The following is a 20,329-nucleotide window of genomic DNA, read 5'->3' on the forward strand; positions in this document are numbered from 1 at the left end:
TCGCGCGGTCAGCCGACCCGGCGGCCGACCGCGGCGACGACCGACTCGAGCGGCTGGCCCGACCCGTCGCGCTTCGCCCCGGAGTCGGGCAGCTCACGGGTGCTGCCGTCGGGGCCGACCGCGAGCGCAGGGGAGGGCCCGACCCAGGCGAGGTGCAGCGCGTCCTCGCCCTTCAGGAACCGCTGGGCGCGGACGCCTCCGGTCGCGCGGCCCTTCGCCGGGAACTCGGCGAAGTCGCTGACCTTCGCACTGCCGGGGTCGGTGCCGAGCAGGGTGTCGGTCGACGCGGCGACGGTCACCACCACGGAGTTCGCTGCCTCGTCGGCCGAGATGCTCGTGAAGTGGATGACGTGCGCCCCCGAACCGAGGTTCAGGCCGGCCATGCCGCCGGCGGGGCAACCCTGCGGGCGCACCGAGCCCGCGGGGAATCGCAGCAGCTGCGCGTCGGAGGCGACGAAGACGAGCTCGTCGCTCTCGTCGCCCTGGACGGCGCCGACGACCTCGTCGCCGGCCTTGAGGCCGATGACCTCGAACTCGGGCTTGTTGGGGTAGGCGCCGGTCGCGACGCGCTTCACGACCCCCTGCTTCGTGCCGAGCGCGATCGACCGGTCGGACGTGAGCGACACGATCGCGAGCACCCGCTCGTCGCGGTTGGGGAGCGCGAGGTAGTCGGCGACCTTGACGCCGGCACCGAGCTGCACCGAGGTCGGCGGCAGCATCGGGAGGTCGACGGGGGTGAACCGGATCAGTCGGCCGCGACTCGTCACCGCGCCGATCTCGGCACGGCTCGTCGTGTCGAGCGACGAGGCGATCGCGTCGTGCTTGCTGCGTCGCGCCGGCACGGTGATCGTCGGCGCGCCCTCTGCGCCGTCGGGCAGGTCGACGCGCGCGATGCGGCCGGTCACCGAGAGGAAGACGCGGCACGGCACGTCGGCCACCTCGAGCGCGGCTGCGGCCGCGCGCTTCGCGGCGGCGCCGGCGATCGACGGACGCGCGTCGGTGAGCAGGGTGCGGCGCGGCGTGCCGTAGCGCTCGGCGGTCTCGGCGAGCTCGTCGGAGACGAGCGCCTCGATGCGGTGGCGGCTGGCGAGCAGCGCCTCGAGCTCGGCGATCTCGGCGCGCAGCTTGTCGCGCTCGGTCTCGAGCTCGATGCGCGAGAACTTCGTGAGGCGGCGCAGCTGCAGCTCGAGGATGTACTCGGCCTGCACCTGGCTGAGGTCGAAGACCTCCATCAGCCGGCTGCGGGCGGCCGCGGTGTCGTCGGACCCGCGGATGAGCTGGATGACCTCGTCGATGTCGAGGATCGCGATGAGCAGGCCGTCGACGAGGTGCAGCCGCTCGCGGCGACGCGCGAGACGGTACTCGGAGCGGCGCGTGACGACGGAGATGCGGTGGCCGACGTAGACCTGGAGCAGCTCGCGGAGGCCGAGCGTCTGGGGGCCGCCGTCGACGAGCGCCACGTTGTTTATGTTGAACGAGTCTTCGAGGGGCGTCAGTCGGTACAGCTGCTCGAGCACCGCGTCGGGGCTGAAGCCGGTCTTGATGCCGATGACGAGCCGCAGCCCGTTGGTGCGGTCGGTGAGGTCGGTGACGTCCGAGATGCCGTTGATCTTCTTGGCGTTGACGCCGTCCTTGATCTTCTCGATGACCTTCTCGGGGCCGACGAGGTAGGGCAGCTCGGTGACCACGAGGCCGGTCTTGCGGGCCGTGATCTGCTCGACCGAGACCTTCGCGCGCGTCTTGAAGCTGCCGCGCCCGGTGGCGTACGCGTCTTTCACGCCCGCGAGTCCGACGATCGTGCCGCCCGTCGGCAGGTCGGGCCCCGGCACGAACGCCATGAGGTCGTCGAGCGTCGCGTCGGGGTTCGCGATGAGGTGTCGGGCGGCACCGACGACCTCGATGAGATTGTGCGGTGCCATGTTCGTGGCCATGCCGACGGCGATGCCCGCCGCGCCGTTCACGAGCAGGTTCGGGTACGCGGCCGGCAGCACCTCGGGCTGGGTGAGCTGGGCGTCGTAGTTCGGCACGAAGTCGACGACGTCCTCATCGAGGCCCTCGGTCATCGCGAGGGCCGTCGACGCGAGTCGTGCCTCGGTGTACCTCGGCGCGGCCGGGCCGTCGTCGAGCGAGCCGAAGTTGCCGTGGCCGTCGATGAGCGGCACGCGGAGGGTGAAGGCCTGCGCCATGCGCACGAGCGCGTCGTAGATCGCGGTGTCGCCGTGCGGGTGGAGCTTGCCCATGACCTCGCCGACGACGCGGGCCGACTTGACGTGGCCCTTGTCGGGCCGGAGGCCCATCTCGCTCATCTGGTAGAGGATGCGTCGCTGCACCGGCTTCAGTCCGTCGCGGGCGTCGGGGAGGGCTCTCGAGTAGATCACCGAGTAGGCGTACTCGAGGAACGAGCCCTGCATCTCGGTGGCGACGTCGACGTCTTCGATGTGCTCGACGATCGGTTCGTCGGCGGGCTGCGATGTGGCTCGGGTCATCCGTGGTCTCTGTGCCGTGCGTGCTGGGCACGCGGGGGAACGGGGGCGCGCCCGGCCTGTGCCAGACTGGGCGCGATGTCTGCCATGCTACCGGTGCCCGCCGACACGGCACCGCGCCTCACCGCGGTGCTCGGCAGTTCGCTCGCGAGCCTGACCGGGGCGCCGAACCCGCTCGGCCTCGCACCGGCGCGCAGCGCGGTCGTCGTGCTCGTCGACGGCCTCGGCGCCGCGAACCTGCGTCAGCGCGCGGGTCATGCGCGCCACCTCGCCGGCGCCATGGCGAAGCGCGACGTCATCCACACGGTCGTGCCCACGACGACCGCGGCCGCCCTCGCGAGCCTCACCACCGGTGCCATGCCCGGCTCCCACGGCCTGGTCGGCTATCGCACCCTCGATCGCGCGCACGACCGGCTCGTGAACCAGCTCAACGGCTGGGACGCCGGCATGCGTCCCGAGACGTGGCAGCTGCGCCCGACGATCTTCGAGGCGGCCGCCGCGGAGGGCGTGGACGCCGTCGTCATCGGTGCGCCGCGCTACGCCGACTCCGGATTCACCCGCGCCGTGCTGCGCGGCGCCCGCTACGTCCCGGGCACGAGCATGGCCGATCGCTTCGACGCCGCGCTCGACGTGCTCGACGGGGGAGCGCCGGCGCTCGTCTACCTCTACATCCCCGAGCTCGACCAGGCCGCCCACGCCTCCGGCTGGGAATCCGACCGGTGGCTCGGCCTCCTCGAGCAGCTCGACGCCGAGACGGCGTCGTTCGAGCGCCGGATGCCCCGTGGCACGGGACTGCTCGTCACCGCCGACCACGGCGTGATCGACGTGCCCGCCCACCGGCACGTCTTCGTCGATGCGAAGCCCGAGCTCGTCGACGGCGTCCGCCACGTCGGCGGCGAGCCCCGGTTCCTCCAGCTCTACGTCGACGACGCGCTCGACGCGGCGTCGCGCGAGCGCCTCGTCGCGCGGTGGCGCGAGTCGGAGTCGGGCCGCTCGTGGGTGATGACCTGCGGAGAGGCGATCGCCGCGGGGCTCTTCGGTGAGGTCGCGCCCGAGGCGGAGTCGCGGATCGGCGACCTCCTCGTCGCCGCACGATCCGGCATCGCGTACTACGATCGGCGCGCCGCCGACCGGCAGGCGGAGGCCATGATCGGCCAGCACGGCTCGCTCAGCGACGAGGAGGCGCGGGTTCCGCTCATCCGTCGCGGTGCGTACGAGCGCTCCTGACGCCCCCGAGACGCAAGGATGCCACGTGGCCGGCCGGCCACGTGGCATCCTCAGAGCTCGACGATCAGGCGGGGTACTTGCCGCGCTTGACCTGGGGCTTCGGCAGGCGCAGCGCACGCAGCTGCAGCGCGCGCATCGCCGCGTACCAGCGGACCTTCTCGACCTTGTCGGCGCCGAACTTCGCCGCCAGCTTGCGGGTGAGCACCTGGCCCAGGATGATCACGTCGATCACCGCGACGAGGAAGAACGCCCAGAGCGACATGATGCCGATGGCCTGCACCTCGGCGCTCGGGATGAACGTGAGCACGATGACGGCGAACATCACCGGGATGAGCACCTCGCCGATGCTGAAGCGCGCGTCGACGTAGTCGCGCACGTACTTCTTCTGGGGGCCGCGGTCGCGGGCGGGCAGGTAGCGCTCGTCGCCCATCGCCATGCCGACGCGGGCCTTCTCTCGGGCGTCGGCGGCCTTCACGCGCGCTTGCTTCGCCGCCTCCTTGCGGTCGTTCGGCACGAGAGGCCGCTTGTTGGCGGCCTCGCGCTCGGCGCGGGTCGGAGTCGGCGCGCCCTTGCCGCCGCTCTTCAGGCGTGCCTGGGTCTCTTCGAGCGTCTCGGCGCTCGGCTGCTCGGTGCTGTTGGGGTGTTTGGCCACGGGGTCCTCGAATCGGTTCCCCTTAAGATTACCGGCATGACCCACTCTCTCCCCACTGTCGCCGGAGCCGATGCGGCGAACCCGCAGGTCGAGGCGATCCGGGCCGCCGTCGCCGACGGATTCCCGTCGACGATCGCCGACCTGACGGACCTCGTGAAGATCCCCTCGGTGTCGTGGCCCGCCTTCGACCCCGCCAATCTCCAGGCGAGCGCCGACGCCGTCGCCGAACTCGTGCGCGGCCTCGGCGTCTTCGACCTCGTCGACGTCCGCCGTGCGCCGGTCGCCGGCGCCGAGCACGACGAGGACCCGCAGCTCGGCTCCCCGGCCGTGATCGCCCACCGCGCGGCGCGCAACGGCCGGCCGACGGTGCTGCTCTACGCGCACCACGACGTGCAGCCGCCCGGACGCGACGAGGACTGGGACTCGGCGCCGTTCGAGCCGACGCTCCGCGGCGACCGCCTGTACGGACGCGGCGCCGCCGACGACAAGGCCGGGATCATGGCGCACGTCGGGGCGATCCGCGCCCTCACCTCGGTGCTCGGACACGACCTCGACCTCGGCCTCGCCCTCTTCATCGAGGGGGAGGAGGAGTACCTGTCGCAGTCGTTCGGCAACTTCCTGCACGCGCACCGCGAACTGCTCGCCGCCGACGCGATCATCGTCGCCGACTCCGGCAACTGGGACCTCGAGACGCCCGCGATCACGGTCGCGCTCCGCGGCGCGGTCGCGTTCAACCTCCGCATCGACACGCTCGCGCACGCCTCCCACTCGGGCATGTTCGGCGGCGCGGTGCCCGACGCGATGTTCGCGGCGATCCGCCTGCTCGACACCCTCTGGGCCGACGACGGCTCCGTCGCCGTCGAGGGCCTCACCTCGGCCGGCCTCGAGACGCCCGAGTACGACGAGGCGCAGCTCCGCGCCGAGACGGGACTGCTCGAGGGTGTCGCCCCCGTCGGCAATGACACGATCCTGTCGCGCATCTGGTCGCAGCCGGCCATCACGATCACGGGCATCGACGCGCCCGACATCGCCAACGCCTCGAACACGCTGGTGCCCGGCGTCCGCGTGCGCGTCAGCGCGCGCGTGGCACCCGGCCAGGACGCCCGCGAGGCGTACGAGGCGATCAGGGCGCACCTCGAGCGCAACGCGCCCTTCGGTGCCCGGCTCGCCTTCGAGGACGTGGACACGGGGCAGCCCTTCCTCGTCGACACGACCGGATGGGCGGTGGCCGAGACCCGCGGCGCGATGGAGGACGCCTGGGGCACGGCCCCGGTCGAGATCGGCGTCGGCGGGTCGATCCCGTTCATCGCAGAGCTCGTCGACGAGTTCCCGTCGGCGCAGATCCTCGTGACCGGCGTCGAAGACCCCGACTCGCGCGCCCACAGCCCGAACGAGTCCCTGCACCTGGGCGTCTTCCAGCGTGCGCTGCTCGCCGAGGCGCTCTTCCTCGCCCGCCTCGACGCGCGCGACGGAGATTCCTGAGCGCTTCCTGCCGTCGGCCGGTTTCCGGCGGTTACCATTGGATGAGGAACACGCGTTTCCAGACGCATCGAGGAGAGACATGAGCGACACGATCACCGACACCACGCACGGCGTGAAGCTGAGCGACCCCGCCGCCGACAAGGTGCGCAGCCTGCTCTCGCAGGAGGGCCGCGACGACCTGCGTCTGCGCGTCGCAGTGCAGCCCGGCGGCTGCTCGGGGCTGATCTATCAGCTCTACTTCGACGAGCGCCTGCTCGACGGAGACGCCGTCGTCGACTTCGAGGGTGTCGAGGTCGTCGTCGACAAGATGAGCGTCCCCTACCTCGACGGGGCCTCGATCGACTTCGAGGACTCGATCCAGAAGCAGGGCTTCACGATCGACAACCCGAATGCGCAGGGCAGCTGCGCGTGCGGTGACTCGTTCCACTGAGCCATACCTCATACCGCCGAAAGGAGGCCGCGAAAAGCGGCCTCCTTTCGTGTTTTCTGCAGATCGAAGGTGATTTTCGGGCCGCGGCACGCCCGACACCGCGCCCGGATGCACACCTCGGGGGCGGAGTCGGAGTAGGCTAGACAACGATCAACGCGCTTCGCTGTGAAGCGCCTTCGAGTCTCCCGAAAGGTCACCGGTGCGCCACAATCGCCGTCTCCGATGGGCTGCTATCCCGATCGCAGCGTCACTCAGCCTCGTACTCGCCGGGTGCACGCAGGCTCAGCTGAACGGATTCCTCCCCGGCTTCGTCGAGGGCGAGGCACCGGTCACGAACCACACCGAGCGAATCTCGGGCCTGTGGGTCACCTCGTGGATCGTGCTGCTCATCGTCGGCGTGATCACGTGGGGTCTGACGATCTGGGCGGTCATCGCATACCGCCGCCGCAAGGGCCAGACGGGCCTGCCGGTGCAGCTGCGCTACAACATGCCGATCGAGGTGTTCTACACGATCGTGCCGCTCATCCTCGTGCTCGGGTTCTTCGCGTTCACCGCGCGTGACCAGCAGGCGATCGAGCAGCGCTTCGCCGAGGACGAGATCGACGTCAAGGTCGAGGTCATCGCCAAGCAGTGGGCCTGGGACTTCAACTACGTGAACGAGGACGTCTACTCGCCCGGCATCCAGGGCCAGCTCGACGACGAGGGCCCCAAGGGCTCGCTCGTCCAGTCCGAGCTGCCGACCCTCTACCTGCCCGTCGGCAAGAACGTCGAGATCGAGCTCGAGTCGCGCGACGTCATCCACTCGTTCTGGGTCGTCGACTTCCTCTACAAGAAGGACATGTTCCCGGGCAAGACGAACTACATGTCGTTCGTCCCCGAGCGCGAGGGCACCTACGCCGGCAAGTGCGCCGAGCTCTGCGGCGAGTACCACTCGCTCATGCTCTTCAACGTCGAGGTCGTCTCCGAGGCCGAGTACGAGGACTACATCGAGTCGCTCCGCGACGCGGGCCAGGAGGGCCAGCTGTCGAGCGAGTACGACCGCAATCAGAACCTGCCCGGCAAGGGCGCGCCTGAACTGAACGAGGAGCACGAAGCCGAATGAGCACCACGACCGCACCGGCTCGACCTCAGTCGAGCGGCCTGCCGTTCGGCGCCTCGAAGGTCGAACGCAAGGGCAACATCCTGGTGAAGTGGATCACCTCCACCGACCACAAGGTGATCGGGTACATGTACCTGATCACGGCCTTCATCTACTTCTGCATCGGCGGCGTGATGGCGCTGATCATCCGCGCCCAGCTGTTCGAGCCCGGTCTCGAGCTCATCCAGACCCGCGAGCAGTACAACCAGCTGTTCACCATGCACGGCACGATCATGCTGCTGATGTTCGCGACCCCGCTGTTCGCGGGCTTCGCGAACGTGCTGATGCCGCTGCAGATCGGTGCGCCCGACGTCGCGTTCCCGCGACTGAACGCCTTCGCGTACTGGCTCTTCAACTTCGGCTCGCTCATGGCGGTCGCCGGCTTCTTCACCCCGCAGGGCGCCGCGTCGTTCGGCTGGTTCGCGTACCAGCCGCTCGCGTCGACGACGTTCTCACCGGGCGTCGGCGGCAACCTCTGGATGATCGGCCTCGGCCTCTCGGGCTTCGGCACCATCCTCGGTGCGGTGAACTTCATCACCACGATCATCACGATGCGCGCGCCCGGCATGACGATGTTCCGCATGCCGATCTTCACGTGGAACACGCTCGTCACCTCGATCCTCGTGCTGATGGCGTTCCCGGTCCTCGCTGCCGCGATGCTCGCCGCCGCGGCCGACCGCGTCTTCGGCGCCCACATCTACGACCCCGCCAACGGCGGTGTCATCCTCTGGCAGCACCTCTTCTGGTTCTTCGGCCACCCCGAGGTGTACATCATCGCGCTGCCGTTCTTCGGCATCGTCTCCGAGATCTTCCCGGTCTTCAGCCGCAAGCCGATCTTCGGATACAAGACGCTGATCTACGCGACGATCGCGATCGCCGCCCTCTCGGTCACCGTCTGGGCCCACCACATGTACGTCACCGGCTCGGTCCTGCTGCCGTTCTTCGCCCTGATGACGATGCTCATCGCAGTCCCGACCGGCGTGAAGATCTTCAACTGGGTCGGCACGATGTGGCGTGGATCGATCACGTTCGAGACGCCGCTGATCTGGTCGCTCGGCTTCCTCATCACCTTCGTGTTCGGTGGCCTGACCGGCGTCATCCTGGCGTCGCCGCCCCTCGACTTCCACGTCTCCGACACGTACTTCGTCGTCGCCCACTTCCACTACGTGGTCTTCGGCACCGTCGTGTTCGCCATGTTCGCCGGCTTCTACTTCTGGTGGCCGAAGTGGACGGGCAAGATGCTGAACGAGACGCTCGGCAAGTGGCACTTCTGGCTGCTCTTCATCGGCTTCCACACCACGTTCCTCGTGCAGCACTGGCTGGGTGTCGTGGCCATGCCCCGCCGGTACTACTCGTACCTGCCCGAAGACAACATCACCTGGATGAACCAGCTGTCGACGATCGGCGCGGGCATCCTCGCGATCTCGCTCATCCCGTTCTTCCTGAACGTCTACATCACGGCTCGCCGCGCGCCCAAGGTCACGGTCAACGACCCGTGGGGCTACGGCGGCTCGCTCGAGTGGGCGACCAGCTGCCCGCCGCCGCGCCACAACTTCACGTCGATCCCGCGCATCCGCTCCGAGCGTCCTGCCTTCGACCTGAACCACCCCGAGGCCGGCATCCCGGTCGGCATCGGTCCCGCGAAGGACGCCCCTGAGGCACCGACGTACGACGCCGCCACGGAGGAGATCAAGTAATGCGCGCCAACGTCATCCTGTTCTGGATCCTCACGGTCTTCTTCGTGATCATGGCCGGCGTCTACACGGCGTGGAGCTGGGCCGACAACCTCGCGCACGGGCTCAACCACCCCGAGTGGGCGGGCACCGTCGCGATCAGCCTCAGCGCGATCCTGTCGGGGTTCATCGCGTTCTACCTCGGTCGTGTGCACAAGGCCCAGGGCGCTGAGCTCCCCGAGGACCGCCTCGACGCCAACATCGACGACGGTGACGCGGAGCTCGGCTTCTTCAGCCCGTGGAGCTGGTGGCCGATCATGCTCGCCGGCGCTGCCGCGCTCCTCTTCCTCGGCCTCGCCGTCGGGTTCTGGATCTCGTTCATCGCGGTCGGCATCGGCCTCATCAGCCTCGTCGGCTGGGTGTACGAGTACTACCGCGGCAACTTCGCCCGCTGAGTTCGATCGTTCGGAGCCCCTGACGCCTCACGGCGTCGGGGGCTTCGTCGTACCCGTGGGCGCCCCGTCAGCGCTGCGTGCCGACGATGCACCACCCGCGGTCGCGATGCCGGTAGCGCGCCTGCAGTCCGTGACCCGCGAGCACGTCGACCATGGCGTCGGGGGAGTGGATGAACCCCCGGTAGCTCCGCCCGACGAGCCACATCATCAGGTTCACGGAGACGGCACCTGCCCTGCTCACCAGGTTCCGCGGAGGGTGGCTGAAGACGAGCGCCCGTCGCGCGCGATCGGCGGCCGCGGAGAGCAGCCGATCCGCGTCGGGGTAGCAGCAGACCACTCTGTGGAGCACGACGATGTCGGCTTCGTCCACCGCGGTCGGACGCTCGGCGAGGTCGAGGCCGACCGTCCTGGTCACCCGATCGCCGACACCGGCCTCGGCCGCGAGTCGCTCGGCTGTCGCCTCGTAGGCGGCTGAGAGCTCGAGGTTGACCGTGTTCGCGGCTCCACGTTCGAGCAGCGCCAACTGGAGCTCGCCGACGCCTCCGCCGATCTCGAGGACTCGCGCACCGACGATGCCGACCTCGTCTGCGAGGTAGTCGACGATGTGCCGCTCGGAGGGCGTCAGCCCTCGCTTGGAGTACTGCCGGGCGATGCGCTGAGCGAAGCGCTCGTCGAACACCGCGTCGTAGCGGCCGTCCGCCAGACGGTCGGGCGCTCGCGACTCTCCGCCGGCACTGCAGCAGTCATCCACGCCGCCAGTATGGAGCCCGGCGCGCCCGGGCGCACGCGACTCGTGCCAGTCGTCTCAGGCGGGAGCCATGAGCTCGAAGCGCACGAGCTCGACCGAGACGGTGACCGGCTCGGTCGCGTCGCGCGACGCGGGCACCTCGGCGGCGTCGTCGTGGGCGAGCACGTCGGTGTGGTGCGCCGACGGGCCCATGTCGGCGAGCAGCAGGCGGGTGGGCCCGCTCGCCTCGAGCCGGTACTCGATCGGCGTGTTCGAACGCAGCGCGAATCCGGCGCCGGTGAACTGCTCGATGAGCCTGGCGGACTTGCCGCTGGGGATGTCGAGCACGAGCCCGTCGCGGCGCAGCTCCTGCAGGTGCCGTTCGGTCGGCACGACGACGAGCAGTTCGCCACCGGGGCGGAGGATCCGCGCGAATTCCTCGAGGTTGCGCGGCGCGAAGACGTTCAGGACGACGTCGGCGACATCGGTGCGGAGCGGCAGCGGCCGCCAGATGTCGAGCACGATCCCGGTCGCCGAGCGGAGCGTGCGGAGGCCGCTACGCACTGCGTCGGGGGAGCGATCCGCGAGAAGCAGCTCGAGCTCTGGGATGGCGCGCGCCAGCTCCGCCGAGTAGTGCCCAGTCCCGCATCCGAGATCGGCGACGCGGAACGGGAGGGTCGAGCCGGCAGCGTTCTGGCCGCCGTGCCCGCTCGGAGACTCGAGCGATGCACGCACCGCCGTGATGAGCGCATCGGAGATCGGGGCGAAGGCGCCGCTGCCGAGGAGGTCGGCGCGCGCCCTCAGCATTCCCGGATCGTCACCGATCGTTCGGGGAGCCTTCGGCGGAAGCAGCGTGAGGTAGCCGTGCTTCGCCCGATCGAATCGATGACCGGCCGCGCATCCGAACGTCCGATCGTCGACGGGGGAGAGGTCGAGGAAACAGTTCGGGCACCGAAGCCACGTCGAATCGATCGACATGGTTCGGTGCCCGGAACCGTCAGACGCGTGCGTCAGTGGTGGCCGTCGTGGCCGGACTCGAGCTCGCCCTTCGTGACCGGCGCGATGCGGTCTTCGAAGAACCAGCGCGAGAACGCGGCACGGATGCGCTGACCGACCGTGATCTTGCCACGGGCGTTCGGACGGATCATGAGCGGCTCGTAGCTCTCGAAGCTCACCAGACGCCAGCGCTCGTACTCGTCGAGCGGCTGGTGCACCTCGATGAACTCACCGCCGGGCAGCTTCACGATGCGACCCGACTCGAAGCCGTGCAGGACGATCTCGCGATCCTTCTTCTGCAGTGCGATGCAGACGCGCTTCGTGATGAAGTACGCGATGAACGGGCCGATGATGACCGTGGCCTGGAGCGCGTGGATCACGCCCTCCATCGTCAGCCAGAAGTGCGTGGCGAGGATGTCGGAGCTCGCCGCGGCCCAGAGGCCCGCGTAGAACGTCACGCCGGCGGCGCCGATCGCGGTACGGGTCGGATTGTTGCGGGGACGGTCGGCGATGTGGTGCTCGCGCTTGTCGCCCTTCACCCAGGCCTCGATGAACGGGTAGATGAGCACCGTGACGATGAATCCGCCGAGCACGATGAGCGGCACGAGGATGTTGAACGACCACGTGCGGTCGAGCCACACGAACTCCCAGCCCGGCGGGATGAGTCGCAGGGCGCCGTCGGCGAAACCGATGTACCAGTCGGGCTGGGTACCCGCGGAGACGGGCGACGGGTCGTAGGGACCGTAGTTCCAGATCGGGTTGATCGTGAACATCGAGGCGATGAGCGCGAGCACACCGAAGACGATGAAGAAGAACCCGCCGGCCTTGGCCGCGTAGATCGGGAGGATGGGCGGGCCGACCGCGTTCTGCTGGGTCTTGCCCGGGCCCGCGTACTGGGTGTGCTTGTGCACGACCACGAACACGAGGTGGAGCGCGACGAGCGCGACCACGAGGGCGGGGAGCAGCAGGATGTGCAGCGTGTAGAGACGTCCGACGATCGCGGTGCCGGGGAACTCGCCGCCGAAGAGGAGGAACGAGGTCCAGGTGCCGATCAGCGGGATGCCCTTGATCATGCCGTCGATGATGCGGAGGCCGTTGCCCGAGAGCAGGTCGTCGGGGAGCGAGTAGCCCGTGAAGCCCTCGGCCATCGCGAGGATGAAGAGGATGAAACCGATCACCCAGTTCAGCTCGCGCGGCTTGCGGAACGCACCGGTGAAGAAGATGCGCAGCATGTGGAGGCCGATGGCCGCCACGAAGAGCAGCGCGCCCCAGTGGTGCATCTGGCGCACGAACAGGCCGCCGCGGATGTCGAACGAGATGTCGAGGGTCGACGCCATCGCGACCGACATCTCGACGCCCTTGAGCGGCACGTAGGAGCCGTCGTAGTGGACCTCGGCCATCGACGCCTGGAAGAAGAACGTCAGGAAGGTGCCCGAGATGAGCACGACGACGAAGGCGAAGAGCGCGACCTCACCGAGGAGGAAGGACCAGTGGTCGGGGAACGCCTTGCGACCGAGCTCCTTGACGAAGCCGGCGACACTCGTCCGTTCGTTGACGTAGACGGAGGCTGCCGCGGTGAACGACCGCTTCTGCGGCGCTGTGGCGGACGGTGCGGTGCTCAATGGCGCTCCCAGAAGCTCGGGCCGACGGGTTCGGTGAAGTCGCTCTGCGCGATGAGGTAGCCCTCGTCGTCGACGGCGATCGGCAGCTGCGGCAGGGGCCGCTTGGCCGGGCCGAAGATGACCTCGCAGTGGTTCGCCACATCGAACTGCGACTGGTGGCAGGGGCAGAGCAGGTGGTGCGTGTGCTGCTCGTACAGTGCGACCGGGCAGCCGACGTGGGTGCAGATCTTGGAGTAGGCGACGATGCCCTCGTACGACCAGCTCTCACGCTCGGGGAGCTGGTTGAGCTCCTCGGGGTTCAGGCGCATGAGCAGCACTGCTGCCTTCGCCTTCTCCTCCAGCTTGCCGTGCTCGAGCTCGGTGAGCCCTTCGGGGATCACGTGGAACGCGCTGCCGATGGTGACGTCGGAGGCCTTGATCGGCGTTCCGGACGGGTCGAGCGCGAGGCGGGTGCCCTTCTTCCACATGGTGTGGCTCAGGAGCTCGACCGGGATCTGGTCCTGGGGGGCGAAGCCGCGGAAGAGCACGACGGCGGGGAGCGGGAAGACCAGCAGGGCGCCGATGAGGCTGTTGCGGATCGCCGCGCGGCGGGTGAAGCCCGACTCGCGGTCGGCGTCGGCGAAGACCTGCGCGGCCGCGGCCTGCGTCTCGGGCGAGCCGCCGATCGGGTGGCGCTCGTCGGCGAGCTCGACGTCGGTCATGATCGACTTCGCCCAGTGGACGGCGCCGAACCCGATGCCGAACAGGGCGAGCGTCGCGCCGAGGCCGATGAACATGTTGTTCAGTCGCACGTCGCCGACGTTGTTCGACTCCATCGGGAACAGCATGTAGGCGGCGATGGCCCAGACGCTGCCGAGGATCGACAGGTAGAAGAGCGTGTAGACGGTGCGCTGCGCACGCTTCTCGCGCTGGGGGTCCTCGTCGGTGACGCGGGGACGGTGCGGCGGGAATCCGGGGTTCTCGAACGCGTCGGCGGCGATGACCGCGGTACCCGGCGAGACGGCTGAATCGTGCGCGGCGTGCGACGAGTCGGCAGCGGCGATCTCCGCGCTGCTGTGGTCGTCCTGTGCCATGGTTCTCCTTCGTAGCTTCTTCAGTGCCGGGCGTGCGCTAGTTGGACTTCGCCGTGATCCACACGGTGATCGCGACGATCGCGCCGAGACCGAAGATCCAGATGAACAGGCCCTCCGCGACCGGGCCGAGCGAGCCGAGCTCGAATCCGCCGGGGGAACGGTTGTCCTGGACGTACTTGAGGTACGTGATGACGTCGCGCTTGTCTTCGGGCGAGATGTTCAGGTCGTTGAACACCGGCATGTTCTGCGGGCCCGTGACCATGGCCTCGTAGATGTGGACGCCTGAGACGTCGGTGAGCGGGGGAGCGAACTTGCCCTCGGTCAGTGCGCCGCCGGCGCCGGCGACGTTGTGGCACATCGCGCAGTTGATGCGGAAGAGCTCGGCGCCGTTCGCGGCGTCGCCGCCGCCGTTGACGAGGTGGTCGCTCGGGATCTCGGGGCCGGGGCCCAGCGAGGCGACGAAGTACGCGAGCTGCTTGACCTGCTCGTCGGTGAACTGCACGGGCTTCTGCTGCGCCTGCGGGCCCTGCATCTGCATCGGCATGCGGCCGGTGCCGACCTGGAAGTCGACCGAGGCTGCGCCGACGCCGATGAGGCTCGGTCCGTTCTCGGTGCCCTGGGCCTCGAGGCCGTGGCAGGTCGCGCAGTTCGCCTGGAAGAGCTTCTTGCCCTCCTCGATGGTCTGCTGCGAGTTCGGGTCGACTTCGGCCTGGGCGACGGTGCCGGTGCTGAGCGCTGCGTAGGCGCCGCCGGTGAAGACGAGTCCGAGCGCGAGGAGCGCGACGGTGGCGAGCGGGTGCCGGCGTCCGGCGCGTCGCTTCGAGCGAGTCATGTGGTTCTTCCTGTTCACGGGCATGAGGGTTGACGCTTCTGGGGCGGCTTACTTCAGTACGTAGATGACGAGGAAGAGGCCGATCCAGACGACGTCGACGAAGTGCCAGTAGTACGAGACGACGATCGCGCTCGTGGCCTCGCGGTGGCCGAAGTTCTTGACGGCGAACACCCGGCCGATGATGAGCAGGAACGCGATCAGTCCGCCCGTGACGTGGAGGCCGTGGAAGCCGGTCGTCAGGTAGAAGGCGGAGCCGTAGGCGTTGGAGTCGATCGCGATGCCCTCGGAGACGAGGGTTGCGTACTCCCAGACCTGGCCGGCGACGAAGATCGAGCCCATGGCGAAGGTGAGGAAGAACCACTCGACCATGCCCCACTTCGCGAGGTTGTACCACGCGCCGGTCGCGTACGGCTGCATGCGCTCCGCCGCGAAGACGCCGAACTGGCACGTGAACGACGAGAGCACGAGGATGATCGTGTTCGTCAGCGAGAACGGGAAGTTGAGTCGATCGGCCTCGAACGCCCAGAGCTCGGGCGACGTCGATCGCAGCGTGAAGTAGATCGCGAAGAGGCCGGCGAAGAACATGACCTCGCTGCCCAGCCAGACGATCGTTCCCACCGCTACGGTGTTCGGTCGATTGATCACGGGCGCGCTCGCCTGATAAGTGATTGAGGTGCTCGTCACCCCCCCATTATGGCCGAAATCAGGCCTGAGTTTTCGTCATCCGCGCGGACCGTGTCGTGCGAGACGAGTAAGGGAACCCTAAGTCGGGCTGTGGGAAGCCCGTGAATCCGCCGCGAATCGGGCGGATAAGATCGGGACATGCCCGCTCACCAGAATTGGCCCGACATCCTGAACTCCCTTCTACAGGGGGTAGATCTGAGCGTTTCGGATGCCGCGTGGTGCATGGAGCAGGTGATGACGGGCACTGCGACGGAGGCCCAGCTCGCGGCGTTCCTCGTCGCCCTCCGCATCAAGGGGGAGACGGTCGACGAGATCGTCGGCTTCCGCGATGCCGTCCTCGAGCACGCCGTGCCGCTCGAGGCCGACCCGATGGCGCTCGACATCGTCGGCACCGGCGGCGACCGCTTCGGCACGGTGAACGTGTCGACGATGGCTTCGATCGTCGCCGCGGCCGCGGGCGTGCCCGTGATCAAGCACGGCAACCGTGCAGCGAGCTCCGCGTCGGGTTCGTCCGACGTCCTGGCGGCGCTCGGGCTCGACCTCGCCCTTCCCGCCGAGCGCGTGACGCGGGTGCTCGACGAAGCGGGCATCACCTTCGCCTACGCCGCGGCGTTCCATCCTGGATTCCGTCACGCCGGGGCCGTGCGCGCCCAGCTCGGCGTGCCGACGGTCTTCAACTTCCTCGGCCCGCTCTGCAACCCGGCCCGCCCCGAGGCCTCGGCGGTCGGCGTCGCGCAGCTCGACCGGGTCCCGCTCATCGTCGGCGTGTTCCAGACCCGGGGCGCCACCGCACTGGTGTTCCGCGGCGACGACGGACTCGACGAGCTCACCACCACCGGACACAGCCACATGTGGGAGGTCTCGGGCGGCACCGTGAAGGAGCACGACCTCGATCCGCGCGACCTCGGCATCCCTCGCGCGAGCATCGACCAGCTCACCGGCGGCGACGCGGCGCACAACGCCGCGATCGTGCACGAAGTGCTCGGCGGCGCGAAGGGACCGGTCCGCGACATCGTGGTGTTGAACGCCGCGGCCGGTCTCGTCGCCTTCGAACTGGCGAAGGACCCGTCGCAGTTCCAGCGCCCCATCCTCGACCGCTTCCGCGACAAGATGGCGATCGCCGAGGAGACGATCGACCGCGGTGCCGCCGCCGCGAAGCTCGACGAGTGGATCGCGGCGACCAGGCGCTGAGCCCCGACCGACAGCGGCGCGGGCCCCGTGGCATCCACGGGGCCCGCGCTCGGTGTTCGGCGAGTGCTACTTGACGTCCTCGTCGACCCAGTCGAAGGTCTTCGAGACGGCCTTCTTCCAGAGCCGGAGCTGCCGGTCGCGCTCGGCGGCGTCCATCGCGGGCTCCCAGCGGGAGTCCTCCTGCCAGTTGGCGCGGAGCTCGTCGAGGCTCGACCAGAACCCGACCGCGAGGCCGGCCGCGTAGGCCGCGCCGAGCGCGGTGGTCTCGGCCACGACCGGGCGCACGACCGGCACCCCGAGGATGTCGGCCTGGAACTGCATGAGCGTGTTGTTCGCGATCATGCCGCCGTCGACCTTGAGCTCGGTGAGCTCGACGCCCGAGTCGGCGTTCACCGCGTCGAGCACCTCGCGGGTCTGGAACGCCGTCGCCTCGAGTGCGGCTCGGGCGATGTGCCCCTTGTTGACGAAGCGGGTGAGGCCGACGAGGGCGCCGCGGGCGTCGGGACGCCAGTACGGCGCGAACAGGCCCGAGAACGCCGGCACGAAGTACGCGCCGCCGTTGTCCTCGACCGACTTCGCGAGGTCTTCGACCTCGGGGGCGCTCGCGAAGAGGCCCAGGTTGTCGCGCAGCCACTGGATCAGCGACCCCGTGACGGCGATCGAGCCCTCGAGCGCATAGTGCGGCGCCTGGTCGCCGAGCTTGTACCCGAGCGTCGTCAGCAAGCCGTTCTTCGAGTGGACGATCTCCTCGCCGGTGTTGAAGATGAGGAAGTTGCCCGTGCCGTAGGTGTTCTTCGACTCGCCGGGGTCGAAGGCGGCCTGCCCGAAGGTCGCCGCCTGCTGGTCGCCGAGGATGCCGGCGACCGGCACCTCGCGGAGCAGGCTCGACGGCTCGACGGTGCCGTACACCTCGGACGACGACTTGATCTCCGGGAGCATCGAGCGCGGCACGCCGAACGCGGCGAGGATGCCGTCGTCCCACTGGAGTGTCTCGAGGTCCATGAACATCGTGCGGCTCGCGTTCGTGACATCCGTCGCGTGGACGCCGCCCTCCGGACCGCCGGTGAGGTTCCAGAGCACCCAGGTGTCGGTGGTGCCGAACAGCAGGTCGCCGGCCTCGGCCTTCTCACGGGCGCCGGGCACGTTCTCGAGGATCCAGACGATCTTCGTGCCCGAGAAGTACGTGGCGAGCGGGAGACCCACCTGCTGCTTGAAGCGCTCGACGCCGCCGTCGGCCGCGAGGCGGTCGACGATCGGCTGCGTGCGGGTGTCCTGCCAGACGATCGCGTTGTACACCGGCTCGCCGGTGTTCTTGTCCCACACGACCGCGGTCTCGCGCTGGTTCGTGATGCCCACCGCGGCGATGTCGTGGCGCGTCAGGTCGGCCTTGCCCAGGGCCTGGCCGATCACCTCTCGGGTGTTGCGCCAGATCTCGGCGGGATCGTGCTCGACCCAGCCCGCCTTCGGGAAGATCTGCTCGTGCTCGAGCTGCCCGGTCGAGACGATCGATCCGGCCTTGTCGAAGATGATCGCGCGGGAACTCGTCGTGCCCTGGTCGATAGCCAGGATGTAGTCGGCCATGACTTCCTCTCATTCATACGTGCGGGGCCGGTCGCCGCGCACGCTCGGTTCAGTGGCTGGGCGTTCGTGCGGCGGGGCCGAGCGGGCCCCGCCGCACGAGGTCACCCGAGCACGGGGAGCAGCACGAGTGCCGCCCAGCCGGCGATGAGTCCGCCGACGATCGGGCCGACGACCGGGACCCAGGAGTACGACCAGTCGCTGCCGCCCTTGCCCTTGATCGGCAGGACGGCGTGCGCGATGCGCGGACCGAGGTCGCGCGCCGGGTTGATCGCGTAGCCGGTCGGACCACCGAGCGAGGCGCCGATCGCGATCACCAGGAACGCGACGGGGATCGCGCCGAGCTCGGCCGGGGTGCCGCCGTAGCTGAACCCGAGGATGACGAACACGAGCACGAAGGTGCCGATGATCTCAGTGACGAGGTTCCAGCCGTACGAGCGGATCGCGGGGCCGGTCGAGAACACGCCGAGCTTGTTCGCGGCCTCGGGCTCGGCGTCGAAGTGCTGCTTGTACGCCAGCCAGCAGAAGATCGCACCGATGAAGGCGCCGACCATCTGCGCGCCGATATAGGTCGCGATGGATGCACCGTCGATGGGGATGCCGGGCACGAACTCGCCCTCGCCCTTGCCGAGCCGATTCACCGCGAGCCCGAGCGTGACCGCCGGGTTGAGGTGAGCCCCGGACGCGTACGACACGATGACGCCGGCGAAGACCGCGAGGCCCCAGCCGATGTTCACCATGAGGAACCCGCCGTTGTGGCCCTTGTTCCTGATGAGCGCGACATTGGCGACGACGCCGCAACCGAGCAGCACCAGCATCGCCGTGCCGACCATCTCCGAAAGGAAGATGACTCCGAGATTCATTTCAACCCCCTCCGATGCGGGAGCTTCGTCGCCCCCGCTCACTGGTCACGATAGCCGCGCGGCACCGTCGGGCGGAATGCCCCAGCCGGAATCGGCTCGAAGCCCCTTACGTCGGAGGCGGCCGCGGGCGTAGGTTTGCGAGGGAGTGCTGCGTCGGGGTCGATGCACGGTCGCACGACCGCAGGCAGCCGCGGCGGAAGGGGTGTCCGTGAAGAAGATCATCAACGACCCGAAGCGCGTGGTCGACGAGTCGGTCGCAGGGTTCGCGCTGGCGCATGCCGATCTGGTGAGGGTCGAGACCGACCCGATCCACGTCGTGCGTGCCGATGCGCCCATCGCCGGCAAGGTCGGCATCGTGAGCGGCGGCGGCAGCGGGCACGAGCCGCTGCACGCCGGCTACGTGGGCTTCGGCATGCTGGATGCCGCGGTGCCGGGAGCGGTGTTCACCTCGCCGACGCCAGATCCCATCCTCGCGGCGACGAAGGCGGTCGACGGCGGATCGGGCGTCCTCCACATCGTGAAGAACTACACGGGCGACGTGCTCAACTTCGAGACGGCCGCCGACCTCGCCGCGGCGGAGGGCATCACGGTGCGTGCGGTCGTCACGAACGACGACGTCGCCGTGAAGGACTCGCTGTACACGGCAGGGCGCCGTGGCGTCGCCGGCACGGTGCTGGTCGAGAAGATCGCCGGCGCGGCCGCCGAACGCGGCGACTCGCTCGACGAGGTCGCTGCGATCGCCGAACGCGTGAACGCCGGAGCCCGTTCCATGGGGCTCGCCCTCACCCCGTGCATCGTGCCGCACGCCGGCGAGCCGAGCTTCACGCTCGCCGAGGACGAGATCGAGATCGGCATCGGCATCCACGGCGAACCGGGGCGCGAGCGCGTCGCGCTCGAGCCGGCCGACCGGCTCGTCGACCGGCTGCTCGAGCCGATCCTCGACGACCTCCCGTACGCGGCCGGCGAGCGCACGCTGCTGTTCGTGAACGGCATGGGCGGCACGCCGCAGATCGAGCTCTACCTCGCCTACCGGAGGGCGGCCGAGGTGCTCGCGGAACGCGGCATCCCGATCGCACGGTCGCTCGTCGGCAACTACATCACCTCGCTCGAGATGCAGGGGATGTCGATCACGCTGCTGAAGCTCGACGACGAGATGATCGAACTCTGGGATGCCCCGGTGCAGACGGCTGCACTCCGGTGGGGCCGGTAGGCAGGGAAGGCGA

General features: G+C 69.0%; 18 protein-coding genes and 1 pseudogene. 8 read left to right on the top strand and 11 right to left on the bottom strand.

Annotated features, from left to right (window positions below; translation table 11 throughout):
* Positions 1-8 precede the first annotated feature (8 nt).
* Complete coding sequence (locus ACFVTH_RS14905) at positions 9-2,486, bottom strand: DNA topoisomerase (ATP-hydrolyzing) subunit A (protein WP_387092473.1); 2,478 nt, start codon at positions 2,484-2,486, stop codon at positions 9-11.
* A 75-nt stretch (positions 2,487-2,561) separates the two neighbouring features.
* Here ACFVTH_RS14905 and ACFVTH_RS14910 point away from each other — a divergent pair, with 75 nt between their 5' ends.
* The gene (locus ACFVTH_RS14910) at positions 2,562-3,710 is read left to right on the top strand and encodes an alkaline phosphatase family protein (RefSeq protein ID WP_387092476.1); all 1,149 of its coding nucleotides are present in this window, start codon (positions 2,562-2,564) and stop codon (positions 3,708-3,710) included.
* 64 nt (positions 3,711-3,774) lie between these two features.
* Here the strand turns inward: ACFVTH_RS14910 and ACFVTH_RS14915 are convergent, their stop codons facing one another.
* Positions 3,775-4,362 carry a DUF3043 domain-containing protein gene (locus ACFVTH_RS14915; RefSeq protein ID WP_387092478.1) on the bottom strand — a complete coding sequence of 196 codons (588 nt, stop codon included), beginning with the start codon at positions 4,360-4,362 and terminating at the stop codon, positions 3,775-3,777.
* 36 nt (positions 4,363-4,398) lie between these two features.
* Between ACFVTH_RS14915 and ACFVTH_RS14920 the strand changes: the two genes are divergently transcribed.
* The 5 genes from ACFVTH_RS14920 to ACFVTH_RS14940 all read left to right on the top strand — a co-directional run bounded on the left by ACFVTH_RS14920 (position 4,399) and on the right by ACFVTH_RS14940 (position 9,540).
* Positions 4,399-5,844 (top strand): dipeptidase, encoded by a 1,446-nt coding sequence (locus ACFVTH_RS14920; protein ID WP_387092481.1) that lies wholly within the window; start codon positions 4,399-4,401, stop codon positions 5,842-5,844.
* 79 nt (positions 5,845-5,923) lie between these two features.
* Positions 5,924-6,274, top strand: a complete 351-nt coding sequence (gene erpA / locus ACFVTH_RS14925) for an iron-sulfur cluster insertion protein ErpA (RefSeq protein WP_157424487.1) — start codon at positions 5,924-5,926, stop codon at positions 6,272-6,274.
* Between the two features lie 199 nt (positions 6,275-6,473).
* Entirely contained in the window at positions 6,474-7,376 is a 903-nt protein-coding gene (gene coxB, locus ACFVTH_RS14930; RefSeq protein WP_387092484.1) for a cytochrome c oxidase subunit II, read from the top strand.
* On the top strand, positions 7,373-9,109 hold the full coding sequence (gene ctaD, locus ACFVTH_RS14935; protein WP_386941775.1) for a cytochrome c oxidase subunit I: 1,737 nt from the start codon (positions 7,373-7,375) through the stop codon (positions 9,107-9,109). The genes coxB and ctaD overlap by 4 nt, the downstream gene beginning before the upstream one ends.
* Positions 9,109-9,540: a cytochrome c oxidase subunit 4 gene (locus ACFVTH_RS14940; protein WP_386941776.1), complete on the top strand. Its 432-nt coding sequence runs from the start codon at positions 9,109-9,111 to the stop codon at positions 9,538-9,540. The genes ctaD and ACFVTH_RS14940 overlap by 1 nt, the downstream gene beginning before the upstream one ends.
* A 67-nt stretch (positions 9,541-9,607) precedes the next feature.
* Here the strand turns inward: ACFVTH_RS14940 and ACFVTH_RS14945 are convergent, their stop codons facing one another.
* The 7 genes and pseudogenes from ACFVTH_RS14945 to ACFVTH_RS14975 all read right to left on the bottom strand — a co-directional run bounded on the left by ACFVTH_RS14945 (position 9,608) and on the right by ACFVTH_RS14975 (position 15,474).
* Positions 9,608-10,291, bottom strand: a complete 684-nt coding sequence (locus ACFVTH_RS14945; protein WP_387092487.1) for a methyltransferase domain-containing protein — start codon at positions 10,289-10,291, stop codon at positions 9,608-9,610.
* A gap of 54 nt (positions 10,292-10,345) precedes the next feature.
* A complete protein-coding gene (locus ACFVTH_RS14950) occupies positions 10,346-11,074 on the bottom strand; it encodes a methyltransferase domain-containing protein (RefSeq protein ID WP_387093649.1) in 729 nt (242 codons plus the stop codon).
* A 48-nt stretch (positions 11,075-11,122) separates the two neighbouring features.
* Positions 11,123-11,245: pseudogene (locus ACFVTH_RS14955) on the bottom strand (putative RNA methyltransferase); the annotation flags it as partial.
* 32 nt (positions 11,246-11,277) lie between these two features.
* Positions 11,278-12,885: a cytochrome bc complex cytochrome b subunit gene (locus tag ACFVTH_RS14960; RefSeq protein WP_387092489.1), complete on the bottom strand. Its 1,608-nt coding sequence runs from the start codon at positions 12,883-12,885 to the stop codon at positions 11,278-11,280.
* The gene (locus tag ACFVTH_RS14965) at positions 12,882-13,958 is read right to left on the bottom strand and encodes a Rieske 2Fe-2S domain-containing protein (protein ID WP_387092492.1); all 1,077 of its coding nucleotides are present in this window, start codon (positions 13,956-13,958) and stop codon (positions 12,882-12,884) included. The genes ACFVTH_RS14960 and ACFVTH_RS14965 overlap by 4 nt, the downstream gene beginning before the upstream one ends.
* 37 nt (positions 13,959-13,995) lie before the next feature.
* The gene (locus ACFVTH_RS14970; RefSeq protein WP_386941780.1) at positions 13,996-14,790 is read right to left on the bottom strand and encodes a c-type cytochrome; all 795 of its coding nucleotides are present in this window, start codon (positions 14,788-14,790) and stop codon (positions 13,996-13,998) included.
* A gap of 48 nt (positions 14,791-14,838) precedes the next feature.
* A complete protein-coding gene (locus tag ACFVTH_RS14975) occupies positions 14,839-15,474 on the bottom strand; it encodes a heme-copper oxidase subunit III (RefSeq protein WP_386941781.1) in 636 nt (211 codons plus the stop codon).
* A gap of 138 nt (positions 15,475-15,612) precedes the next feature.
* Here ACFVTH_RS14975 and trpD point away from each other — a divergent pair, with 138 nt between their 5' ends.
* Positions 15,613-16,665 (top strand): anthranilate phosphoribosyltransferase, encoded by a 1,053-nt coding sequence (gene trpD / locus ACFVTH_RS14980; protein ID WP_387092495.1) that lies wholly within the window; start codon positions 15,613-15,615, stop codon positions 16,663-16,665.
* A gap of 66 nt (positions 16,666-16,731) precedes the next feature.
* Here trpD and glpK read toward each other — a convergent pair whose 3' ends face one another.
* Both glpK and ACFVTH_RS14990 read right to left on the bottom strand, forming a co-directional pair.
* Positions 16,732-18,246 carry a glycerol kinase GlpK gene (glpK, locus tag ACFVTH_RS14985; protein ID WP_387092498.1) on the bottom strand — a complete coding sequence of 505 codons (1,515 nt, stop codon included), beginning with the start codon at positions 18,244-18,246 and terminating at the stop codon, positions 16,732-16,734.
* Positions 18,247-18,347: 101 nt separating this feature from the next.
* On the bottom strand, positions 18,348-19,106 hold the full coding sequence (locus ACFVTH_RS14990; RefSeq protein WP_387092500.1) for an MIP/aquaporin family protein: 759 nt from the start codon (positions 19,104-19,106) through the stop codon (positions 18,348-18,350).
* Positions 19,107-19,314: 208 nt separating this feature from the next.
* On the opposite strand from ACFVTH_RS14990, the gene dhaK reads away from it, so the two are divergent.
* A complete protein-coding gene (gene dhaK / locus ACFVTH_RS14995; protein WP_387092502.1) occupies positions 19,315-20,316 on the top strand; it encodes a dihydroxyacetone kinase subunit DhaK in 1,002 nt (333 codons plus the stop codon).
* The last annotated feature ends 13 nt before the right edge of the window (positions 20,317-20,329 follow it).

This window comes from Agromyces sp. NPDC058104, assembly GCF_042884835.1.
In the GTDB taxonomy this organism is placed as follows: Bacteria; Actinomycetota; Actinomycetes; order Actinomycetales; family Microbacteriaceae; genus Agromyces.

Excerpts from the sequence above, each read along its gene's own strand:
- ACFVTH_RS14905 (WP_387092473.1), bottom strand. The coding sequence starts at position 2,486 with ATGACCCGAGCCACATCGCAGCCCGCCGACGAACCGATCGTCGAGCAC.
- ACFVTH_RS14910 (WP_387092476.1), top strand. The coding sequence starts at position 2,562 with ATGTCTGCCATGCTACCGGTGCCCGCCGACACGGCACCGCGCCTCACC.
- ACFVTH_RS14920 (WP_387092481.1), top strand. The coding sequence starts at position 4,399 with ATGACCCACTCTCTCCCCACTGTCGCCGGAGCCGATGCGGCGAACCCG.
- erpA (WP_157424487.1), top strand. The coding sequence starts at position 5,924 with ATGAGCGACACGATCACCGACACCACGCACGGCGTGAAGCTGAGCGAC.
- ctaD (WP_386941775.1), top strand. The coding sequence starts at position 7,373 with ATGAGCACCACGACCGCACCGGCTCGACCTCAGTCGAGCGGCCTGCCG.
- ACFVTH_RS14940 (WP_386941776.1), top strand. The coding sequence starts at position 9,109 with ATGCGCGCCAACGTCATCCTGTTCTGGATCCTCACGGTCTTCTTCGTG.
- ACFVTH_RS14950 (WP_387093649.1), bottom strand. The coding sequence starts at position 11,074 with ATGCTGAGGGCGCGCGCCGACCTCCTCGGCAGCGGCGCCTTCGCCCCG.
- ACFVTH_RS14965 (WP_387092492.1), bottom strand. The coding sequence starts at position 13,958 with ATGGCACAGGACGACCACAGCAGCGCGGAGATCGCCGCTGCCGACTCG.
- ACFVTH_RS14970 (WP_386941780.1), bottom strand. The coding sequence starts at position 14,790 with ATGACTCGCTCGAAGCGACGCGCCGGACGCCGGCACCCGCTCGCCACC.
- trpD (WP_387092495.1), top strand. The coding sequence starts at position 15,613 with ATGCCCGCTCACCAGAATTGGCCCGACATCCTGAACTCCCTTCTACAG.
- glpK (WP_387092498.1), bottom strand. The coding sequence starts at position 18,246 with ATGGCCGACTACATCCTGGCTATCGACCAGGGCACGACGAGTTCCCGC.
- ACFVTH_RS14990 (WP_387092500.1), bottom strand. The coding sequence starts at position 19,106 with ATGAATCTCGGAGTCATCTTCCTTTCGGAGATGGTCGGCACGGCGATG.